The organism is Allobosea sp. P2_B12 (assembly GCF_056404835.1).
Map to the genome: position 1 here is coordinate 931,393 of NZ_JBFUDG010000001.1, position 16,904 is coordinate 948,296.

Sequence of the window (16,904 nt, forward strand, 5' to 3'; positions counted from 1 at the left end):
CCGCGCCTGCCCGCAAGACTCTGACACGGTTGACGCGAGGCCCATGCATGGGCTCTTAAGTCCTCCGACCTTTCAGGCCTTAAATCTTTCGGCCGGGGCATGACCCCGGCCGTTTTGCGTTCGAGCGAAGCGATGATGGACAAGACATTCGAGCCGGCGGCCGTCGAGGCGCGCATCAGCAAGGCCTGGGAGGAGGCGAACGCCTTCGCCGCCGGCCGCGGCGCAGAGCCGGGGGCCGAGCCCTATTGCATCGTGATCCCGCCGCCCAACGTCACCGGCTCGCTGCATATGGGCCACGCGCTCAACAACACGCTGCAGGACGTGCTCTGCCGCTTCGAGCGCATGCGCGGCAAGGACGTGCTCTGGCAACCCGGCACCGATCATGCCGGCATCGCCACGCAGATGGTCGTCGAGCGCAGGCTGGCCGCCGAGAACAAGACCGACCGCCGGACGATGGGCCGCGAGGCCTTCCTCGAAGAGGTCTGGCGCTGGAAGGAGGAATCCGGCGGGACGATCGTCAATCAGCTGAAGCGTCTCGGCGCCTCCTGCGACTGGTCGCGCGAGCGCTTCACCATGGATGAGGGCCTGAGCGCCGCCGTGCTCAAGGTCTTCGTCGGGCTGCACAAACAGGGCCTGATCTACCGCGCCAAGCGGCTGGTGAACTGGGATCCGAAGTTCCAGACCGCGATCTCGGACCTCGAGGTCGTCCAGGTCGAGAAATCCGGCTCGTTCAAATGGCAGCGCGGCGGCGAGGAGGCTTTCGATGCCGCCAAGCTCGACAAGGTCCTGACCAAGGACCCGGGCGGGCACCTCTACTATTTCAACTATCCGCTCGAAGGCATCGCCTACGACGCCGACGATGTCTCGACCTTCATCACGGTCGCGACGACGCGGCCGGAGACGATGCTGGGCGACACCGGCGTCGCGGTGCATCCGGAAAACGAGACGCTCGGCCACTTGATCGGGAAGAATGTCGTCCTGCCGCTGGTCGGCCGCGTCATTCCGATCTTCGGCGACGATTATGCGGATCCCGAGAAGGGCACCGGCGCGGTCAAGATCACGCCAGCGCATGATTTCAACGATTTCGAGGTCGGCAAGCGCCACAAGCTCGCCGTCATCAACATCTTCGATAGCGAAGCGCGGGTTATTTCAAGTTCGTGGCAGGACTACAGCTTCCAAAAAAGTAGTGCTCAAGTCCAACTGGCGGACGAGCCGATCATTGGCGATTCCGTCAGTGAACAGATTCCTGAGAATCTGCATGGCCTCGACCGCTTCGCCGCCCGCAAGGCGGTTGTTGCAATGATGGCGGAACGCGGCTTCCTCGCCAAGATCGAGCCGCACGCACACACGGTTCCCCACGGCGACCGATCGGATGTCGTGATCGAGCCCTGGCTGACGCTCCAGTGGTATGTCGACGTCAAGCCGCTCGCCAACCGCGCCCTGAAGGCGGTGCAGGACGGCCGCACCAAGTTCACGCCCGAGAACTGGACCAAGGTCTATTATGACTGGCTCGAGAACATCGAGCCTTGGTGCGTTTCGCGGCAGCTGTGGTGGGGCCATCAGATTCCGGCCTGGTACGGGCCGGACGGGGAATGCTTCGTTGCCGAGTCGGAAGCCGCCGCGCAGGCGCTCGCGCTCGGCCATTACGGCGGCGCGGTCGAACTCACGCGCGACGAGGACGTGCTCGACACGTGGTTCTCCTCGGCACTCTGGCCGTTCTCGACGCTGGGCTGGCCCGACGAGACCAGCGAGCTGAAGCGCTACTACCCGACGGCAACCCTCGTCACCGCCTTCGACATCATCTTCTTCTGGGTCGCCCGGATGATGATGATGGGCCTCAACTTCATGGACGAGGTGCCGTTCCGCGAGGTCTACATCCACGCCATCGTTCGCGACGAGAAGGGCGCGAAGATGTCGAAGTCGAAGGGCAACGTCATCGATCCGCTGGTGCTGGTCGACCAGTACGGCGCCGATGCGCTGCGCTTCACACTCTCGGCGATGGCGGCGCAGGGACGCGACATCAAGCTCTCGACCGCCCGCGTCGAAGGCTACCGCAACTTCGCGACCAAGATCTGGAACGCGGCCCGCTTCGCCGAGCTGAACGGCTGCGCTCGCGCCGAGGGCTTCGATCCGGCCGCCGTGAAGCAGCCGCTCAACCGCTGGATCCTCAGCGAGGCCGCCACCGCGGCCGAGGAGATCGCTGCCGGCATCCCGACCTTCCGCTTCAACGAGGCGGCGGGCGCCGCCTATCGCTTCGTCTGGAACCAGTTCTGCGACTGGTATCTCGAACTCGCCAAGCCGGTGCTGCAGGGCGAGGGCGTCGATCCCGCCGAGAAGGCCGAGACCCAGGCCACAGTCGCGCATGTCATCGACCTGATCTGCCAGCTGCTCCACCCCTTCATGCCCTTCCTCACCGAAGAGCTCTGGGCGCAGAAGGCAGGCGAGGGCGCTCCGCGCGTCCTGAAGGCGGGCGACGATGCGCTCGTCTGCCTGACGCGCTGGCCCGATCTAGCGGCGCTCAAGGACACGGCGGCGGAGGCCGAGATCGGCTTCGTCGTCGATCTGATCTCCGACATCCGCTCGGTGCGCTCCGAGGTCAATGTCCCGGCCGGGACGCAGGCGCCGCTGGTCCTCATCAACGCGTCGGCCGCGACGCGCGCCACGATCGAGAGCTGGCGCCCGATGATCGAGCGCCTCGCGCGCATCTCGGAGATCGCCTTCGAGTCGGCATCGCCGCCGCAATCGGCGCAGATCATCGTGCGCGGCGAGGTCGCGGCGCTGCCGCTCGCCGGCATCATCGATCTCGAGGTCGAGCGCACCCGCCTGACCAAGGAGATGGCCAAGCTCGACCAGGACATCGCGGTCGTCGACAAGAAGCTCGGCAACCCCGATTTCATGGCCCGCGCTCCCGACGAGATCGTCGAGGAGAACCGCGAGCGGAAGGCGGCGGCGGAAGCCCGCAAGATCAAGATCGCCGAAGCGCTGGCACGACTGTCATAGGGTGGTTGTAGGAAAGCGCGAAAGCTGAGGCAGGCAACAGAGACTGTGGACGGAAACCTGCTTGAGATATTGGCTGAGATTGAACTGCTCGGCCCGAGAAGGGCTTAGACCGCCATGTTTCGCCGCGACGCCTTCGGCCGCTTCGATCCCGATGACTTCGTCACGGCAATTGGCACACCCTCGCGCCGCCTGCTGCTGAAGGGGCTCGCCGCCTCGGGGCTGCTGCTGGGCGGCGGGCAGGCCCGGGCGCAGCGGCTCTGGGCCAACCCGCTCTTCGCGGCCGATCCGTTCTCGCTCGGCATCGCCTCGGGCGATCCGGCAGCGGACGGCTTCGTGATCTGGACGAAGCTCGCCCCCGAACCCTTGGCGGAGCATGGCGGCATGCCGATGCGGGCCGTCGAGGTCGCTTGGGAGGTTGCCGAGGACGATGCTTTTGCACGGGTCGTCCAGCGCGGCACCGGGCTGGCGCGGCCTGAACTCGGCCATGCCGTCCATGTCGAGGTGGCCGGTCTTCAACCGGATCGCTTCTATTTCTACCGCTTCACCTGCGGCGGCGTGCGCAGCGCAACCGGACGCAGCCGGACCTTTCCTGCGGCCGGGGCAGCCGTCGAGCGGATGAATTTCGGCGTGCTCGGCTGCCAGCGCTATGAGGACGGCTTCTTCACCGCCTTCCGCCACGTCGCGGAGGAGCGCTTCGATTTTATCTATCATTATGGCGACTACATCTACGAGTACCGCACGATCCGGCCGGGCGATCGCCCGTTGCCCGTCGCCCGGGTGATGCCCGGCGAGCCCGACGAGATCTACGCGCTGTCCGACTATCGCCGCCGCTATGCGCTCTACAAGCTCGACCCCGATCTCCAGGCCGCCCATGCCTCGGCGCCCTGGCTGGTTTCGTTCGACGACCACGAGATCGACAACAACTGGGCCGGCTTCATCTCGGAGGAGGCAGGCGTGCCGCCCGAGATTTTTGCGCTGCGCCGGGCCGCGGGCTTCCAGGCCTGGTACGAGCATATGCCGCTGCGGCAAAGCTCGCGGCCCAATGGCCCGGCGATCCAGGCCTATCGCCGCTTCCGCTACGGCGATCTCGCCCAGATTGATGTGCTCGACACGCGCCAGTTCCGCAGCGACCAGCCTTGTGGTGACGGCTGGCAGGCGCATTGCACTGACGCGCTGAAGCCGGAAAAGAGCATGCTCGGCCCGGCGCAAGAGGCTTGGCTCACCGAGGGCTTCCGCCTGCCGCAGGCGCGCTGGACCGTGCTGGCGCAGCAGGTGATGATGATGCGGCGTGACAACGCTCCGGAGCCTGGCAGCGTCAGCTACCACATGGACAAATGGGACGGCACGGCTGCAGCAAGGCAGCGCCTGTTCGACGGGTTGACGCAGGCGCGGATCGCCAATGCGGTCGTCCTGACGGGCGACATTCACCAGAACTGGGCCGGTGAGCTGAAGGCCAACTTCGACGATCCGGCATCAACGACGGTCGGCGTCGAATTCGTCGCGACCTCGATCTCCTCGGGAGGCGATGGCGCGGCGACGACACGGGCCGGCAGGGTCGGCCTCCAGAAGAATCCCCATATTCGCTATTTCAACAATCAGCGCGGCTACATGCGCCACATTGTGGGCAGGGAGCACTGGCAGGCCGATTACCGCCTCCTGGAGCGCGTCACGCAGGCGGGCGCTGAGGTTGCGACCAAGGCGAGCTTCATCGTCGAGGCAGGAAAGCCGGGCCTGCGGCCAGCCTGAGACATCCGGCCGCGCCTGCATCCGGTCACGACTCCGTCTTCAAATTGACCTTAGCGTAAGACAACTCTGGCAATCTCCCGCCGACACGGTTAAATGCGCCAGGCGCAGAGCTGCCATGCGCCTTGATGCCGCTAACCCAGGACCGGTTGTTTCCACACCATGCTCAAGCGAGCCTATGATTGGTGCGTTTCCTATGCATCGCACCCCGGCGCCCCGTGGCTGCTTTTCGCGCTGACTTTCGTCGAAAGCTCGTTCAGCCCTCTGCCGCCTCTGCCGCTGCTCCTGCCGATGTGCATCGCCAGGCCCGACCGGGCCTGGTTCTATGCCGGCGTCTGTTCGCTCGGCGCCATCCTCGGCGGCTATCTCGGCTACGCCATCGGCGCGCTGCTCTACGACTCGGTCGGCTCCTGGCTGATCTCGCTCTATGGCCTGCAGGAGAAGGCGGCGAGCCTGATCGCCACCTCGCAGGATTACTGGTTCTGGGTCCTGGTCACCAAGGGGCTGACGCCGATCCCGTTCAAGATCGTGACGATCATGTCGGGCTTCCTGCATTTCGACATCTGGAAGTTCACCATCGGCATGGTCGTCTCCCGGGTGACCTTCTTCATGATGATCGCGGTGGCGCTGCGCTTCTATGGCGACGACATCCGTATCTTCATCGAGAAGCACCTGCCGATGACGGCGCTGGCGCTGGCGGTGGTGGTGATCGGCGGCTTCTTCGTCCTGCCGATGGTGCTCTGAGGCGATCAACTCGCGGGCTTCGGTCAGTGGCGTTTGTGACATCGGCGCAACAGTTTGATGGATTGCGCCGACCTCGCCCTGCGCTGCTGGAATTGCCGCGATGCCGCCACAAAGCGCGCCCAGCAAAGATGCGCGATAAGTCTCTGAGATATAGAGGAATTAAAGTCTGTCTCGCGGGCGCCGGAGCCGGTTCGGCCCCTACAGGGCAGGAGGGTGTAGCGTTGCGCCCGGCTTGAGCTGCGTGGCACATCTGCCGCGCGCGTCAAAGCGCAGGGTGGAACGAGGAAAAAGACGATGGATGCGCGTGTTTTCGACAAGTCCAGGCTTCCCAGCCGGCATGTGAGCGTCGGCCCGGCCCGGGCTCCGCACCGCTCCTATTACTACGCCATGGGCATGACCGCCCGCCAGATTTCGCAGCCCTTCGTCGGCGTCGCCTCCTGCTGGAACGAGGCTGCTCCCTGCAACATCTCGTTGATGCGTCAGGCCCAGGCGGTCAAGAAGGGCGTCGCCTCGGCCCAGGGCACGCCACGCGAATTCTGCACGATCACCGTGACCGACGGCATCGCCATGGGCCATCAGGGCATGAAGTCCTCGCTCGCCTCGCGCGAATGCATCGCCGACTCGGTCGAGCTGACCATGCGCGGCCATTGCTATGACGCGCTCGTCGGCCTGGCCGGCTGCGACAAGTCGCTGCCGGGCATGATGATGGCGATGGTGCGCCTCAACGTGCCGTCGATCTTCATCTATGGCGGCTCGATCCTGCCCGGCACCTTCAAGGGCAAGCCCGTCACCGTCCAGGACGTCTTCGAGGCCGTCGGCAAGCATTCGGTCGGCGCCATGTCCGATGAGGATTTGAAGGAACTGGAGGAGGCGGCCTGCCCGTCCGCTGGCTCCTGCGGCGCGCAGTTCACCGCCAACACCATGGCGACCGTCGCCGAGGCGATCGGCCTGGCGCTGCCCTATTCCTGCGGCGCGCCGGCGCCCTACGACGTGCGCGACACCTTCTGCTACACGGCCGGCGAGATGGTGATGGAGCTGATCGCCCGCAACATCCGTCCGCGCGACATCGTCACCCGCAAGGCGCTGGAGAACGCCGCGATGGTCGTGGCGGCGTCGGGCGGCTCGACCAATGGCGCGCTGCATCTGCCGGCGATCGCGCATGAATGCGGCATCGATTTCGATCTCTTCGCCGTCGCCGAGATCTTCAAGAAGACCCCCTACATCGCCGATCTGAAGCCGGGCGGAAAATACGTCGCCAAGGACATGTTCGAGGTCGGCGGCATCCCGCTCTTGATGAAGACGCTGCTCGACCACGGCTTCCTGCATGGCGACTGCATGACGGTGACCGGCCGCACCATCGCCGAGAACCTCGCCTCGGTGAAATGGAACGACGAACAGGACGTCATCCGCCCCGCCAACAAGCCGCTGTCCGACAATGGCGGCGTGGTCGGGCTCGAGGGCAATCTGGCGCCCGAGGGCGCGATCGTGAAGATCGCCGGCATGACCACCGAGCAGCTGACCTTCACCGGCCCGGCGCGCTGCTTCGACTGCGAGGAGGACGCCTTCGCTTGCGTCAGCCAGCGCGGCTACAAGGTCGGCGACGTGCTCGTCATCCGCTATGAAGGCCCCAAGGGCGGACCCGGCATGCGCGAGATGCTCTCGACCACGGCCGCCCTCTACGGGCAGGGTATGGGCGACAAGGTCGCGCTCATCACCGATGGTCGCTTCTCCGGCGCGACGCGGGGCTTCTGCGTCGGTCATGTCGGGCCTGAAGCCGCCGTGGGCGGCCCGATCGGCCTGATCCGCGACGGCGACATCATCGAGCTCGATGCCATCACAGGAAAGCTCGCAGTCCGCCTTTCTGATGCCGAACTTCAGGAGCGTCGTGCGGCCTGGAAGCCGCGCAAGACCGATTACAACTCGGGCGCGCTCTGGAAATACGCGCAGACGGTCGGCTCCGCCAAGGGGGGAGCCGTGACCCACCCTGGAGGCGCGGCCGAGACTCATTGCTATGCGGATATCTGACGCCACGATCGCAGCATTCATCCTCGTCCTGGGCGGCCTGCAGGCCGCCTGGGCGCAGGATGCTGTGAGTCGTGGCCCGATTCCGCCCCGCCCGATCCCGGGCATCGCCTTGCCTGAGCCGGAAGGCGCACCGTCCGTCGCTCCCGGCACCGCGACCATCGCGCCGGCGCCGAACGCACCCGCAGCCCACACCGCCCTGCCGCTCGCGCCGTTCAGCAGTGCCCGCGACGCGATCAAGGCCTGGATGCGCGATTCGACCGCCGGCGACCAGGCCGGTGCCGTGCGCGCCCTCGAATATGCGGCTGCCCAGGGACACCTCACAGCGCAGTTCAAGCTCGGCCGGATGTATGCCGGCGGCGAGGGCGTTCCGACCAATGATCTCAAGGCCTTCGAGTATTTCTCGAAGATCGCGGACGAGAATGCCGACGCCACCCCCGGCACCGCCGATGGCCGCATTGTCGGCGGTGCCTTCGTGGCGCTCGGCGGCTATTTCATGGACGGCATCAAGGGCAGCTATGTGAAGCCCAATATCGACCGTGCCTTCGACATGTTCCATTACGCCGCCTCCTATTTCGGCGACCCGGAAGGCCAGTACAATCTCGGTCGGCTCTACATGAACGGCCAAGGCACCCGCCGCGATGCGAGGCAGGCGGCGCGCTGGATGAAGCTGTCGGCCGAGAAGGGCTACGCTCCGGCGCGCGCCGTCTTCGGAGACCTGCTGCTGCGTGGCGGCGAAGGCTTGCCGCGCCAGCCCATCCTCGGGTTGATGTGGCTGTCGCTCGCCCGCGAGAGCGCCGATCCCGGGCGCGACGCCTGGATCATCGAGCGGCACGACACGGCCTTCTCATCGGCCTCGGCGAGTGACCGAACGGCCGCGCTCGCGCTGATCGAGCGTCAGCAGGTCGCAGGCTCGCGCACACCGCAGCGCTGATCGGCACCCCATCTGCATCCGCAGCTTCGCGTCAGCGGTACCCTGAACAGAACCACAGGGGTCCGTTCGATGTGCAAGATCATCTCACTCAGCTGCTGCGCCGCGCTCGCGCTCCTCACCGGGGGCTTCGCCACGGCACAGGACAATTACGAATCCTGGCCGGTCCTCGCCGACCCTTTCCCCAGCACGGGCGGCGGCGGAATCATGATCCACGACTACGATCCCGTGGTCTCGGGCGGGCAGTGCACGACAAAATTCCGCGCCATCGAGCCCAACGGCACGACCTATCGCAACAGCATCGTCTTCGACGCAATCGAGACGCAGGGTGGCGTGCTCTGCAGCAATGGCCGTTGGACCTCGGCCGATGGCAGCGCGACCGGAACGACGCCGTTTCGTGTCTTCATCAAGGGCGGCGTGAAGCGCGGCTCCGGGGAATAGCCGGAAGGATCAGGCGGCCTTGAGGTCCACCATCACCGGCACATGGTCGGACGGCTTCTCCCAGCCGCGGACATGCTTGACGATCTGTACGCCCGAGAGCCTGTCGGCCGCCTGCGGCGAGAGCAGCAGATGGTCGATGCGGATGCCGTTGTTCCGCTGCCAGGCGCCGGCCTGATAGTCCCAGAAGGTGTAGAGGCCGGTGGCATCGCTGGTGGCGCGCAGTGCCTCGGTCAGGCCAAGATTGGTGAGCTCCCGAAAGGCAGCGCGCGTCTGCGGCAGGAACAGCGCGTCCGAGACCCAGGCGGCGGGGTCGCGCGCATCACGCGGCTCGGGGATGACGTTGTAGTCGCCCGCCAGCACCAGCGGCTCCTCCAACGCGAGCAGCATCTGCGCATGCGCGGTCAGGCGCCTCATCCAGCCGAGCTTGTAGGGGTATTTTTCGGTATTGGGCGGATTGCCATTGGGCAGGTAGATCGAGGCGAGGCGCACGACGCCGTTGCCCAGCGGCAGCACGCCCTCGAGATAGCGCGCCTGCTCGTCGCCATCATCCCCGGGCAGGCCGCGCCGGACATCCTCCAGCTTCCTCCGCGTGATGATGGCGACGCCGTTGAAGCCCTTCTGGCCATGCGTCTCGACCTGCCAGCCGGCCTCCTCGATCTCGGCGCGCGGGAAATCGGCATCGACGCATTTGATCTCCTGCAGGCAGAGCGCATCCGGCTCGGCCTCCTTCAGGACATCGAGCAGATGGCCGAGCCGCTGGCGGACGGAATTGACGTTCCAGGTGGCGATACGCAAGGGGCTGCTCCAGGTCGGATATGCGCCGCGAAGATAGGCGCTTTCAGCCGCAAAGAAAAACCTCCCCGCATCGCTGCGGAGAGGCTTGCCTGTCCTTGCGGTCAGGCCATGTCAGGGGCAGCAAGCACGTCAGGGCAGGCTGCCTATCAGGGGCAGGACCGAACCACGCCGCCGGAGCCGATATAAGTGCCGGTCTCGGGGTCGTAGCTGCGGAAGCGGCGCGAGCAGTAGGCGACGGCATCGACGTCCGATTCGCCATAACCATAGGCGCGAACCGGTGCGCCATAGATCGGAGCCGGCTCGACATAGCGCGGACCGGCGAGTGCGCCGGCAGCGAGAGCGCCGCCGATCACGCCCGCAGCGATGCCGGCGCCGACTGCTGCGCCACGTCCACCGCGATAGTATCCGCCACGATAGCCGTAGCCCGGGCCGTAGCGGCGATACTGCACGGTCTCGATCAGATCGTTGCCGCTGGTCGAAAGCGACATGGCGGGGCCGGAGGCCGCACCGATGGGCGCAGCGCTGGCAGGCACAGCCATCAACGCGCCACCGACGAGAGCCGCGGCAATGGTCAAGGTCTTGATCATGGGAGTTTTGATCATGGGAAAATCCTTTCCTCTCCGATGCGAGAGGAAGCTTGCGCGTTCCTCTGATGATCTCCAAGCGTAGCCGTTACGCCGTAATGATGAAAGCCTGACGCACGATAGCGTCAAAATTTCGTCGTCATGCAGCCCACGGCACGCCATCGGATACTTTTTTTGTCGGCGGTTGCACGATGGCGGCTGGCGCCCCATCTAGCCTCGACATATTTTGCACTGCATCATTCGTTCGAAGGACTTGATCGCCCAATGTCGCATCCTGCCGAGACGGATCCTCGCGACACGACCGCCGAGCCCGCCATTGTCAGGGCGCTAAGGCCGCTACCGATGATCATCTTCGGCTCGCGCTGGCTGCAATTGCCGCTCTATCTCGGGCTGATCGTGGCGCAATGCGTCTATGTCTTCCTGTTTCTGAAGGAGCTTTGGCACCTCATCACCCACGCCTTCAACTTCTCCGAGCAGCAGATCATGCTGGTCGTGCTCGGGCTGATCGACGTGGTGATGATCTCCAACCTGCTGATCATGGTCATCGTCGGCGGCTATGAGACCTTCGTCTCGCGGCTGCGGCTGGAAGACCACCCCGACCAGCCGGAATGGCTGAGCCACGTCAATGCGAGCGTGCTCAAGATCAAGCTCGCCATGGCGATCATCGGCATCTCGTCGATCCACCTGCTGCGGACCTTCATCGAGGCGGGCAATATCGGCAGCACCGCCCGCGCCACGGAGTACACCGTGACCGGCGTCATCCTGCAGACGACGATCCATGTCGTCTTCATCCTGTCGGCGATCGGCATCGCCTGGGTCGACAGGATGGGGGCGCCGACAAGCAAGAGCCACTGAGGCCATTGCGGCTCCGGTGGGCGGGCAGGGGACTACTGCCCCCGACCGGCTCTTGCGGCGAAGCGGATCGCCTCTTCGGCGGCCTTGAACAGCGCCTTGGCCTTGTTGACGCATTCGGCCTGCTCGGAGGCCGGGTTCGAATCATAGACGATCCCGGCGCCGGCCTGGACATGCATGCGCCCGTCCTTGACCACGGCCGTGCGCAGCACGATGCAGGTGTCCATCTCGCCGCTCGCGCCGAAATAGCCGACGCAGCCGCCATAGGCGCCGCGCGCATCATGCTCGAGTTCGTCGATGATCTCCATCGCGCGAACCTTCGGCGCGCCCGAGACCGTCCCGGCGGGGAAGCCGGCCGACAACGCCGCCAGCGCGTCATGGCGCGGATCGATCTCACCCTCGACATTCGAGACGATGTGCATGACCTGGCTGTAGCGCTCGATGAAGAAGGAATCGGTGACCTTCACCGTGCCGATCTTCGCAACGCGGCCGACATCGTTGCGGCCGAGGTCGAGCAGCATCAGATGCTCGGCGCGCTCCTTGGGGTCGGCGAGCAGCTCCTGCGCCAGCGCCTCGTCTTCCGCCGGGGTGGCGCCGCGACGGCGCGTCCCGGCGATCGGGCGAATGGTAACGGTGTCGTCGCGCAGCCGGACCAGAATTTCCGGGCTCGAACAGACGATCTGGAAATCGGCGAAGTCGAGATAGCACAGGAACGGCGCCGGATTGACCCGCCGCAGCGCCCGGTAGAGCGCGAAAGGCGGAAGCTGAAACGGCGCCTCGAAGCGCTGCGACAGCACGACCTGGAAGATGTCGCCGGCGCGGATGTAATCCTGCGCGGTGGCGACCATGGCGTGGAATTCCGCCTCGGTCGTGTTCGAGACGATGTCCGGATCGGGGAGATTTGCGATGTCGATCGCGGCTTCCTGGGGCAGGGGGCCTTCGAGCGCCCGCACCACGGCGTCAAGCCGCTCCAGCGCCCGCTCATGGGCCGCGCGCGCCGGAACGCCCGGCTGATGGCGCACCGGCGTCACGACATGGATCTCGTCGCGCACCGAATCGAACACCACCATCAGCGTCGGCCGCGTCAGGATCGCATCGGGCACGCCCGTGCCGGTCTCCTTGGGCTCCGGCAACCGCTCCATCAAACGGACCATGTCGTAGCCGAGATAGCCGAACACGCCAGCCGCCATCGGCGGCAGCTCTTCTCCTCCGGGCGGGGCCTGGCCGCCGGCAAGCGCATCGCCCTCGGGGATCGCGCTCTCGTCGAGCAAGGCACGCAGGCTCTCGAAGGCCGGTCGCGGATCAACCAGGAAGGCATCGCCTAGCGCCGGACGGCACACCGAGGCCTCGCCGTGATGGCAGCGCCAGATCAGATCCGGCTCCAGGCCGATCATCGAATAGCGCCCGCGCACGGACCCACCCTCGACCGATTCGAGCAGGAAGGCCGGGCCCGTCGTGGCGTGGCGCAGCTTCAGGAAGGCGGCGACCGGCGTTTCGCAATCGCCGACCAGCACCTGCCGCAGCAATTGCGGCGTGCCGGCCTCATAGGCGGTCGCGAAGCCGTCGTGATCCTGCGCCAAGGTCATCGTCAGTTCTGCGCGCCGCCGGTGGCATTGCGGAAGGCGGTCTCGTTGATCGCGACGCCGAGCTCCTTCTGCCGCTGGCCGACATACTGGGCGAGGATGTCCTCGCTGACGCTGGCACCGAGCTGGCGGGCGAAATTATCGGCCTCCTGCGTCGTGCGGGCATAGCTCGGCACGGTCGCGGCATCGACCTTGAACAGGATGCGACCGCCACCGGGTACCGCGGCCGACGCGCTCTTGCCGGCAACCGTGCCGAAGATCAGCGTGATGACGTTCGCGGGGAGGTCGGGGCGCTGTTCCTGGCGGCCGATCTCGCTCGCCTGCTCGGTGGTCAGGCCGGCCGAGGCCGCGACCGCATCGAAGGCCTCGCCCTTGTCGAGCCGCTCGACCAGTTCGCGCGCCTTCGCGGAGAGCCGCGTCGCGACCTCGTCGGCGCGCCACTGTGCCTCGACCTGCGCCTTGACCTCGTCGAAGCTCTGGTCGCGGGCCGGGGCGATCGTCTTGACGTCGTACCAGACATAGCCGCTGTCGCGGGCCAAGCGGATCGCCTCGCTGTCGACGCCGACATCGGAGCGGAAGATTGCCTGGACGGTCGGGTCGCCGCCCGGCAGCGGCTGCTCCACCGTCCCGTCGGGGCGGCGCAGGGCGTTGTCGACCGGGCCGACGCTGCGCAGCGGCAGGTTCAGCTCCTTGGCGATTTCGGCCAGCGGCTTGGCCGCGGCGCGCTGGTCCTCGACCTTGTCGTGAATCTCGGTGATCCGGCTCGCCGCGCGGCTGGTGGCGAGCTCGGCCCGGACTTCGGCCGCGACCTCGTCGAAAGCGCGGACGGCTTCGGGCTGGATCACGCTGACGCGCAGCAGCACGGGCCCGAAGGCGCTGGTGACCGGCGCGCTGACCGCGCCCTGTGCGAGCGCGAAGGCGGCCTCGCGCACGACGGGATCGAAGACCTGCGGACGGGTGAAGGTGCCCAGAGTCAGGTCGGCATCGGCGACATTGCGCGCCGTGGCGATGGCCTCGAAGGTTTCGCCGGCGTCGATGCGCGCCTTGGCGGCCTGGGCCTCCTCGGCAGTGGGGAAGGTGATCTGCTGGATCGTGCGGGTCTCGGCCGTGGTGAAGCGCTGCGCCTTGGTCTGCTCATAACGCGCCTTGGCATCGGCCTCGCTGATCGCTCCGGCATCGGCGAGCGTCTCAGCCGAGATCGCGAGAATCTCGGCGGTGCGCTGCTCGGGTGCGCGGAAGGCGCCCTTGCGCTCGTCGAAGAAGGTCTTGAGCTGCGCTTCGGTTGGCGCGGCGATTTCGCCGGCGACGCTGGGCGCCAGCCGCGCGAAGGTCACGCTGCGGCGCTCGTTGCGCAGGCGGTGGCCGAGTTCCTGCAGCGCGCCGGGCGCCAGCACCGAGCCGACGACCATTTCGGCGATCTGCTGGCGCAGGATCGTGGCGCGCTGCTCGCGGACATAGCTCTGCTCCGTAAAGGAATTCGAGCGCAGCAATTCGTTGAAGCGAGCTGCCGAGAACGCACCCGAAGCGTCGCGGAACGTTGGATCGTCGAAGATCAGGTTGCGGATGGTCTCGTCGGAAACCGCGAGCCGCATCCCCTGCGCCGTCTGGTCGAGCACCGATTCCGTCACGAGGCGCGACAGTGCCTGCCGGTCGAGGCCGATCGCGCGGGCCATATCGGGCGTGATCTGCCGGCGCTGCTGGCGCGTCAGCGCCTGGACGTCGTTCTGGAAGGCGGTGCGCATCTGTTCGAGGCCGATCTCGGCCTTGCCGACGCGCGCCACGGAGTTGCGGCCATAGCCCTGGAAGATATCGCCGATGCCCCAGATCGCGAACGACAGGATCAGAAAGCCGAACATGACGAAGATGATGAGCTTGCCGATCAAGCTCTGGCCCGCCTTGCGGATGCCCTGCATCATCATTGGGAGGTATCTTTCCTTGAGCCTGACGCGGCGCCGAGGTCGCCGTCGCCGGTTTTGTTCGGCGCTGCTTATAGGAACCGGAGCGCCAAGCCGCAATCGCCTGTGCGGATTCGTGTTCGGCGCGCGCGCAAATTGCTTTTTCTCGGAGCAAGTCGCTTTTTCTCGGAGATTGCGGCGTGGTGCGGGCATTGCTAGAGCCGGAGCAGCCATTTTGGGAGGATCGACGTGACGCGCAGCATCAGGCCGCTGGTAGCCGGCAACTGGAAGATGAACGGCATGAAGGCCGACATCGTCATCGCGAGCGAGGTCGCCAAGGGATATGACGCCGGGCTGAAGGCGGCGGTCGATCTGGCGATCTGCCCGCCGGCCTCCCTGCTCATGACGGCGAGCGTCGTCCTGGTCGGCTCGCGCATCGCGACCGGCGGCCAGGATTGCAGCATGCAAGGCTCCGGCGCTTTCACCGGCGAGATCTCGGCCGCGATGCTCGCGGATGCCGGCGCGAGCTTCGCCATCGTCGGCCATTCCGAGCGCCGCACCCTGCATGGCGAGAGCAACGCCACTGTGAAGGCCAAGGCGGAAGCGGCGCAGAAGGCCCTGCTGGTGCCGATCGTCTGTGTCGGCGAGACCAGGGACGAGCGCGAGGCCGGCAAGGCTCTGACCGTCGTGAAGAAGCAGTTGCGCGGGTCCGTCCCGGACGGCGCGACCGCCGCGACGCTCGTCGTCGCCTATGAGCCGGTCTGGGCCATCGGCACCGGGCTGACCCCGACCGCTGCCGATGTCGCGGAGATGCACGAAGCGATCCGCGCCGAACTCGGTCGCCTCCTCGGCAAGGCCGCCGCGGCGGGCGTGCGGCTGCTTTATGGCGGCTCGGTCAAGCCGTCGAACGCGGTCGAACTGATGAACGTCGCCAATGTCGACGGCGCGCTCGTCGGCGGCGCCAGCCTCAAGGCCGAGGAGTTTCTGGCGATCGCGCGGGCTTGCGCCTGACCGGGCGCCCAGCGGTATGAGCTAGCCTGCGTAGTCGCCTTCGCGACTGTGGCGAACCGCAAGGATCACCACCGTTTCGCCGTCCTGACGGTAGAGTGCGAGATAACCGCCGCTTCCGAAGGCAATCGGCCATTCGCGAAACTCAGCCGGCATCTCGGCGGCGGCGCGTCCTGCCTGCGGATGATCGGCCAGCAATCTGACACCGCGACGAATCGCCTTGATCGCACGCTGGGCTGCCGGACGATTCTTGGAGGCAAGAAAACGGTGCAGCCGCTCAACATCGCGCAAAGCGGCCGGTGACCAGATCAGGCGTGGCATGCGGGCGGGGCGGCATCCTCGCCATCCTCGAGCTTCGCCAGCCAGGCGTCGGCCTCCTCGGCAGTCGCATGCAAGCCAGTCGCTCGATACTCATCCCAGGCCGTGACAACCTGCTGGCGTGTCTCCTCGCGTGTCACATATTGCTCGATCGCTTCACGGATCAGGCTTTCGGCGCTGAGCTGCTTGGTCGAGGCGAGACGCCGTACCCTGTCGTCGGTCACGGGATCGAGCGTCACGACGGTAAGAGAACCGATCGGCATCGCTGGGCTTCCTTGGCTTCGATCGCTTCAATCTAATGCGATCTCACCTCAAACGCACGCCGAAAGCCGCGGTGCGAAATCCTGGGGTGGCACAGCGCCATGACCCATGCTATGTGCCGCGCCGAATAGGGGCCCGTCGCGGGCTCGTTGGTGCGGGCAGCCCTTGGCGGCGGCCGGCACCATACCCATTTCGAGAGCTTTCGTCTCAGTCTGTCGAGAACATGCAGAACGTCATCATCGTCATCCACCTGATCATCGTGGTCGCGCTCGTCGGCGTGGTCCTGCTGCAGCGCTCCGAGGGCGGCGGGCTCGGCATGGGCTCGGGCGGTGGCGGAGCCGGCGGCTTCATGACCGGCCGCGGCCAGGCTAACGCCCTGACCCGCACGACGGCGATCCTCGCAGGCGCCTTCTTCCTGACCTCGATCATCCTGGCGGTGATGGCCAATCGCGGCCGCGTCCAGCGTTCGATCATCGACGGCGCGCCCGGCACCAGCGCACCTGCCACGCCGACCGGCCCGAGCGCCCCCAATGCGGGCGGCGTGTTCGACCAGCTCCGGCAGATGCAGGCGCCCAGCGGCACACCGCAACCGCCGACACCGGCGGCTCCGGCGCCGCAGCAGTGACGAAGGCACGTCCCGCAAAAGTGGTTTTCACTTTTGCGATAAGGACTTGCCCAAGCAGCAAGTCTTGGCAGGGGCCGGGAAACCGGCCCTTCTCTTTTGTGT

At 66.3% G+C, this 16,904-nt stretch carries 15 protein-coding genes; 9 read left to right on the forward strand and 6 right to left on the reverse strand.

Features of this window, described 5'->3' with window-relative positions; translation table 11 throughout:
• Nucleotides 1–132: 132 nt before the first annotated feature.
• The 6 genes from AC1DYU_RS04525 to AC1DYU_RS04550 all read left to right on the forward strand — a co-directional run bounded on the left by AC1DYU_RS04525 (nt 133) and on the right by AC1DYU_RS04550 (nt 8,881).
• A complete protein-coding gene (locus tag AC1DYU_RS04525) occupies nt 133–3,000 on the forward strand; it encodes a valine--tRNA ligase (RefSeq protein ID WP_476790582.1) in 2,868 nt (955 codons plus the stop codon).
• A gap of 114 nt (nt 3,001–3,114) precedes the next feature.
• Nucleotides 3,115–4,746 (forward strand): alkaline phosphatase D family protein, encoded by a 1,632-nt coding sequence (locus AC1DYU_RS04530; RefSeq protein WP_476790583.1) that lies wholly within the window; start codon nt 3,115–3,117, stop codon nt 4,744–4,746.
• A 159-nt stretch (nt 4,747–4,905) separates the two neighbouring features.
• A complete protein-coding gene (locus AC1DYU_RS04535) occupies nt 4,906–5,487 on the forward strand; it encodes a YqaA family protein (RefSeq protein WP_476790584.1) in 582 nt (193 codons plus the stop codon).
• 294 nt (nt 5,488–5,781) lie between these two features.
• Nucleotides 5,782–7,512, forward strand: coding sequence for a dihydroxy-acid dehydratase (gene ilvD / locus AC1DYU_RS04540; protein ID WP_158483870.1), 1,731 nt, complete (start codon nt 5,782–5,784; stop codon nt 7,510–7,512).
• The gene (locus AC1DYU_RS04545) at nt 7,499–8,443 is read left to right on the forward strand and encodes a tetratricopeptide repeat protein (protein WP_476790585.1); all 945 of its coding nucleotides are present in this window, start codon (nt 7,499–7,501) and stop codon (nt 8,441–8,443) included. The genes ilvD and AC1DYU_RS04545 overlap by 14 nt, the downstream gene beginning before the upstream one ends.
• A gap of 69 nt (nt 8,444–8,512) precedes the next feature.
• Entirely contained in the window at nt 8,513–8,881 is a 369-nt protein-coding gene (locus AC1DYU_RS04550; RefSeq protein WP_476790586.1) for a hypothetical protein, read from the forward strand.
• Nucleotides 8,882–8,890: 9 nt separating this feature from the next.
• Here the strand turns inward: AC1DYU_RS04550 and xth are convergent, their stop codons facing one another.
• Nucleotides 8,891–9,676 (reverse strand): exodeoxyribonuclease III, encoded by a 786-nt coding sequence (xth, locus tag AC1DYU_RS04555; protein ID WP_476790587.1) that lies wholly within the window; start codon nt 9,674–9,676, stop codon nt 8,891–8,893.
• A 146-nt stretch (nt 9,677–9,822) separates the two neighbouring features.
• Nucleotides 9,823–10,278: a BA14K family protein gene (locus tag AC1DYU_RS04560; protein WP_476790588.1), complete on the reverse strand. Its 456-nt coding sequence runs from the start codon at nt 10,276–10,278 to the stop codon at nt 9,823–9,825.
• A gap of 246 nt (nt 10,279–10,524) precedes the next feature.
• Between AC1DYU_RS04560 and AC1DYU_RS04565 the strand changes: the two genes are divergently transcribed.
• The gene (locus tag AC1DYU_RS04565; protein WP_476790589.1) at nt 10,525–11,115 is read left to right on the forward strand and encodes a TIGR00645 family protein; all 591 of its coding nucleotides are present in this window, start codon (nt 10,525–10,527) and stop codon (nt 11,113–11,115) included.
• Between the two features lie 32 nt (nt 11,116–11,147).
• On the opposite strand, the gene trpE is transcribed toward AC1DYU_RS04565, so the two are convergent.
• Both trpE and AC1DYU_RS04575 read right to left on the reverse strand, forming a co-directional pair.
• Nucleotides 11,148–12,698 carry an anthranilate synthase component I gene (gene trpE / locus AC1DYU_RS04570; RefSeq protein ID WP_476790590.1) on the reverse strand — a complete coding sequence of 517 codons (1,551 nt, stop codon included), beginning with the start codon at nt 12,696–12,698 and terminating at the stop codon, nt 11,148–11,150.
• Between the two features lie 2 nt (nt 12,699–12,700).
• A complete protein-coding gene (locus AC1DYU_RS04575) occupies nt 12,701–14,614 on the reverse strand; it encodes a SurA N-terminal domain-containing protein (RefSeq protein ID WP_476790591.1) in 1,914 nt (637 codons plus the stop codon).
• A 225-nt stretch (nt 14,615–14,839) separates the two neighbouring features.
• On the opposite strand from AC1DYU_RS04575, the gene tpiA reads away from it, so the two are divergent.
• Nucleotides 14,840–15,601, forward strand: coding sequence for a triose-phosphate isomerase (gene tpiA / locus AC1DYU_RS04580; RefSeq protein ID WP_476790592.1), 762 nt, complete (start codon nt 14,840–14,842; stop codon nt 15,599–15,601).
• A 21-nt stretch (nt 15,602–15,622) separates the two neighbouring features.
• Here the strand turns inward: tpiA and AC1DYU_RS04585 are convergent, their stop codons facing one another.
• Nucleotides 15,623–15,919 (reverse strand): type II toxin-antitoxin system RelE/ParE family toxin, encoded by a 297-nt coding sequence (locus tag AC1DYU_RS04585; protein ID WP_476790593.1) that lies wholly within the window; start codon nt 15,917–15,919, stop codon nt 15,623–15,625.
• Nucleotides 15,907–16,179, reverse strand: coding sequence for a CopG family ribbon-helix-helix protein (locus AC1DYU_RS04590; protein ID WP_476790594.1), 273 nt, complete (start codon nt 16,177–16,179; stop codon nt 15,907–15,909). The genes AC1DYU_RS04585 and AC1DYU_RS04590 overlap by 13 nt, the downstream gene beginning before the upstream one ends.
• A 221-nt stretch (nt 16,180–16,400) precedes the next feature.
• On the opposite strand from AC1DYU_RS04590, the gene secG reads away from it, so the two are divergent.
• Nucleotides 16,401–16,802: a preprotein translocase subunit SecG gene (secG, locus tag AC1DYU_RS04595; RefSeq protein ID WP_158483863.1), complete on the forward strand. Its 402-nt coding sequence runs from the start codon at nt 16,401–16,403 to the stop codon at nt 16,800–16,802.
• The last annotated feature ends 102 nt before the right edge of the window (nt 16,803–16,904 follow it).

Coding starts and splice junctions, on each gene's coding strand:
- AC1DYU_RS04560 (WP_476790588.1), bottom strand. CDS start 10,278: ATGATCAAAACTCCCATGATCAAGACCTTGACCATTGCCGCGGCTCTC.
- AC1DYU_RS04530 (WP_476790583.1), top strand. CDS start 3,115: ATGTTTCGCCGCGACGCCTTCGGCCGCTTCGATCCCGATGACTTCGTC.
- AC1DYU_RS04590 (WP_476790594.1), bottom strand. CDS start 16,179: ATGCCGATCGGTTCTCTTACCGTCGTGACGCTCGATCCCGTGACCGAC.
- secG (WP_158483863.1), top strand. CDS start 16,401: ATGCAGAACGTCATCATCGTCATCCACCTGATCATCGTGGTCGCGCTC.
- AC1DYU_RS04525 (WP_476790582.1), top strand. CDS start 133: ATGATGGACAAGACATTCGAGCCGGCGGCCGTCGAGGCGCGCATCAGC.
- ilvD (WP_158483870.1), top strand. CDS start 5,782: ATGGATGCGCGTGTTTTCGACAAGTCCAGGCTTCCCAGCCGGCATGTG.
- AC1DYU_RS04585 (WP_476790593.1), bottom strand. CDS start 15,919: ATGCCACGCCTGATCTGGTCACCGGCCGCTTTGCGCGATGTTGAGCGG.
- AC1DYU_RS04575 (WP_476790591.1), bottom strand. CDS start 14,614: ATGATGATGCAGGGCATCCGCAAGGCGGGCCAGAGCTTGATCGGCAAG.
- AC1DYU_RS04565 (WP_476790589.1), top strand. CDS start 10,525: ATGTCGCATCCTGCCGAGACGGATCCTCGCGACACGACCGCCGAGCCC.
- AC1DYU_RS04550 (WP_476790586.1), top strand. CDS start 8,513: ATGTGCAAGATCATCTCACTCAGCTGCTGCGCCGCGCTCGCGCTCCTC.
- AC1DYU_RS04535 (WP_476790584.1), top strand. CDS start 4,906: ATGCTCAAGCGAGCCTATGATTGGTGCGTTTCCTATGCATCGCACCCC.
- AC1DYU_RS04545 (WP_476790585.1), top strand. CDS start 7,499: ATGCGGATATCTGACGCCACGATCGCAGCATTCATCCTCGTCCTGGGC.
- trpE (WP_476790590.1), bottom strand. CDS start 12,698: ATGACCTTGGCGCAGGATCACGACGGCTTCGCGACCGCCTATGAGGCC.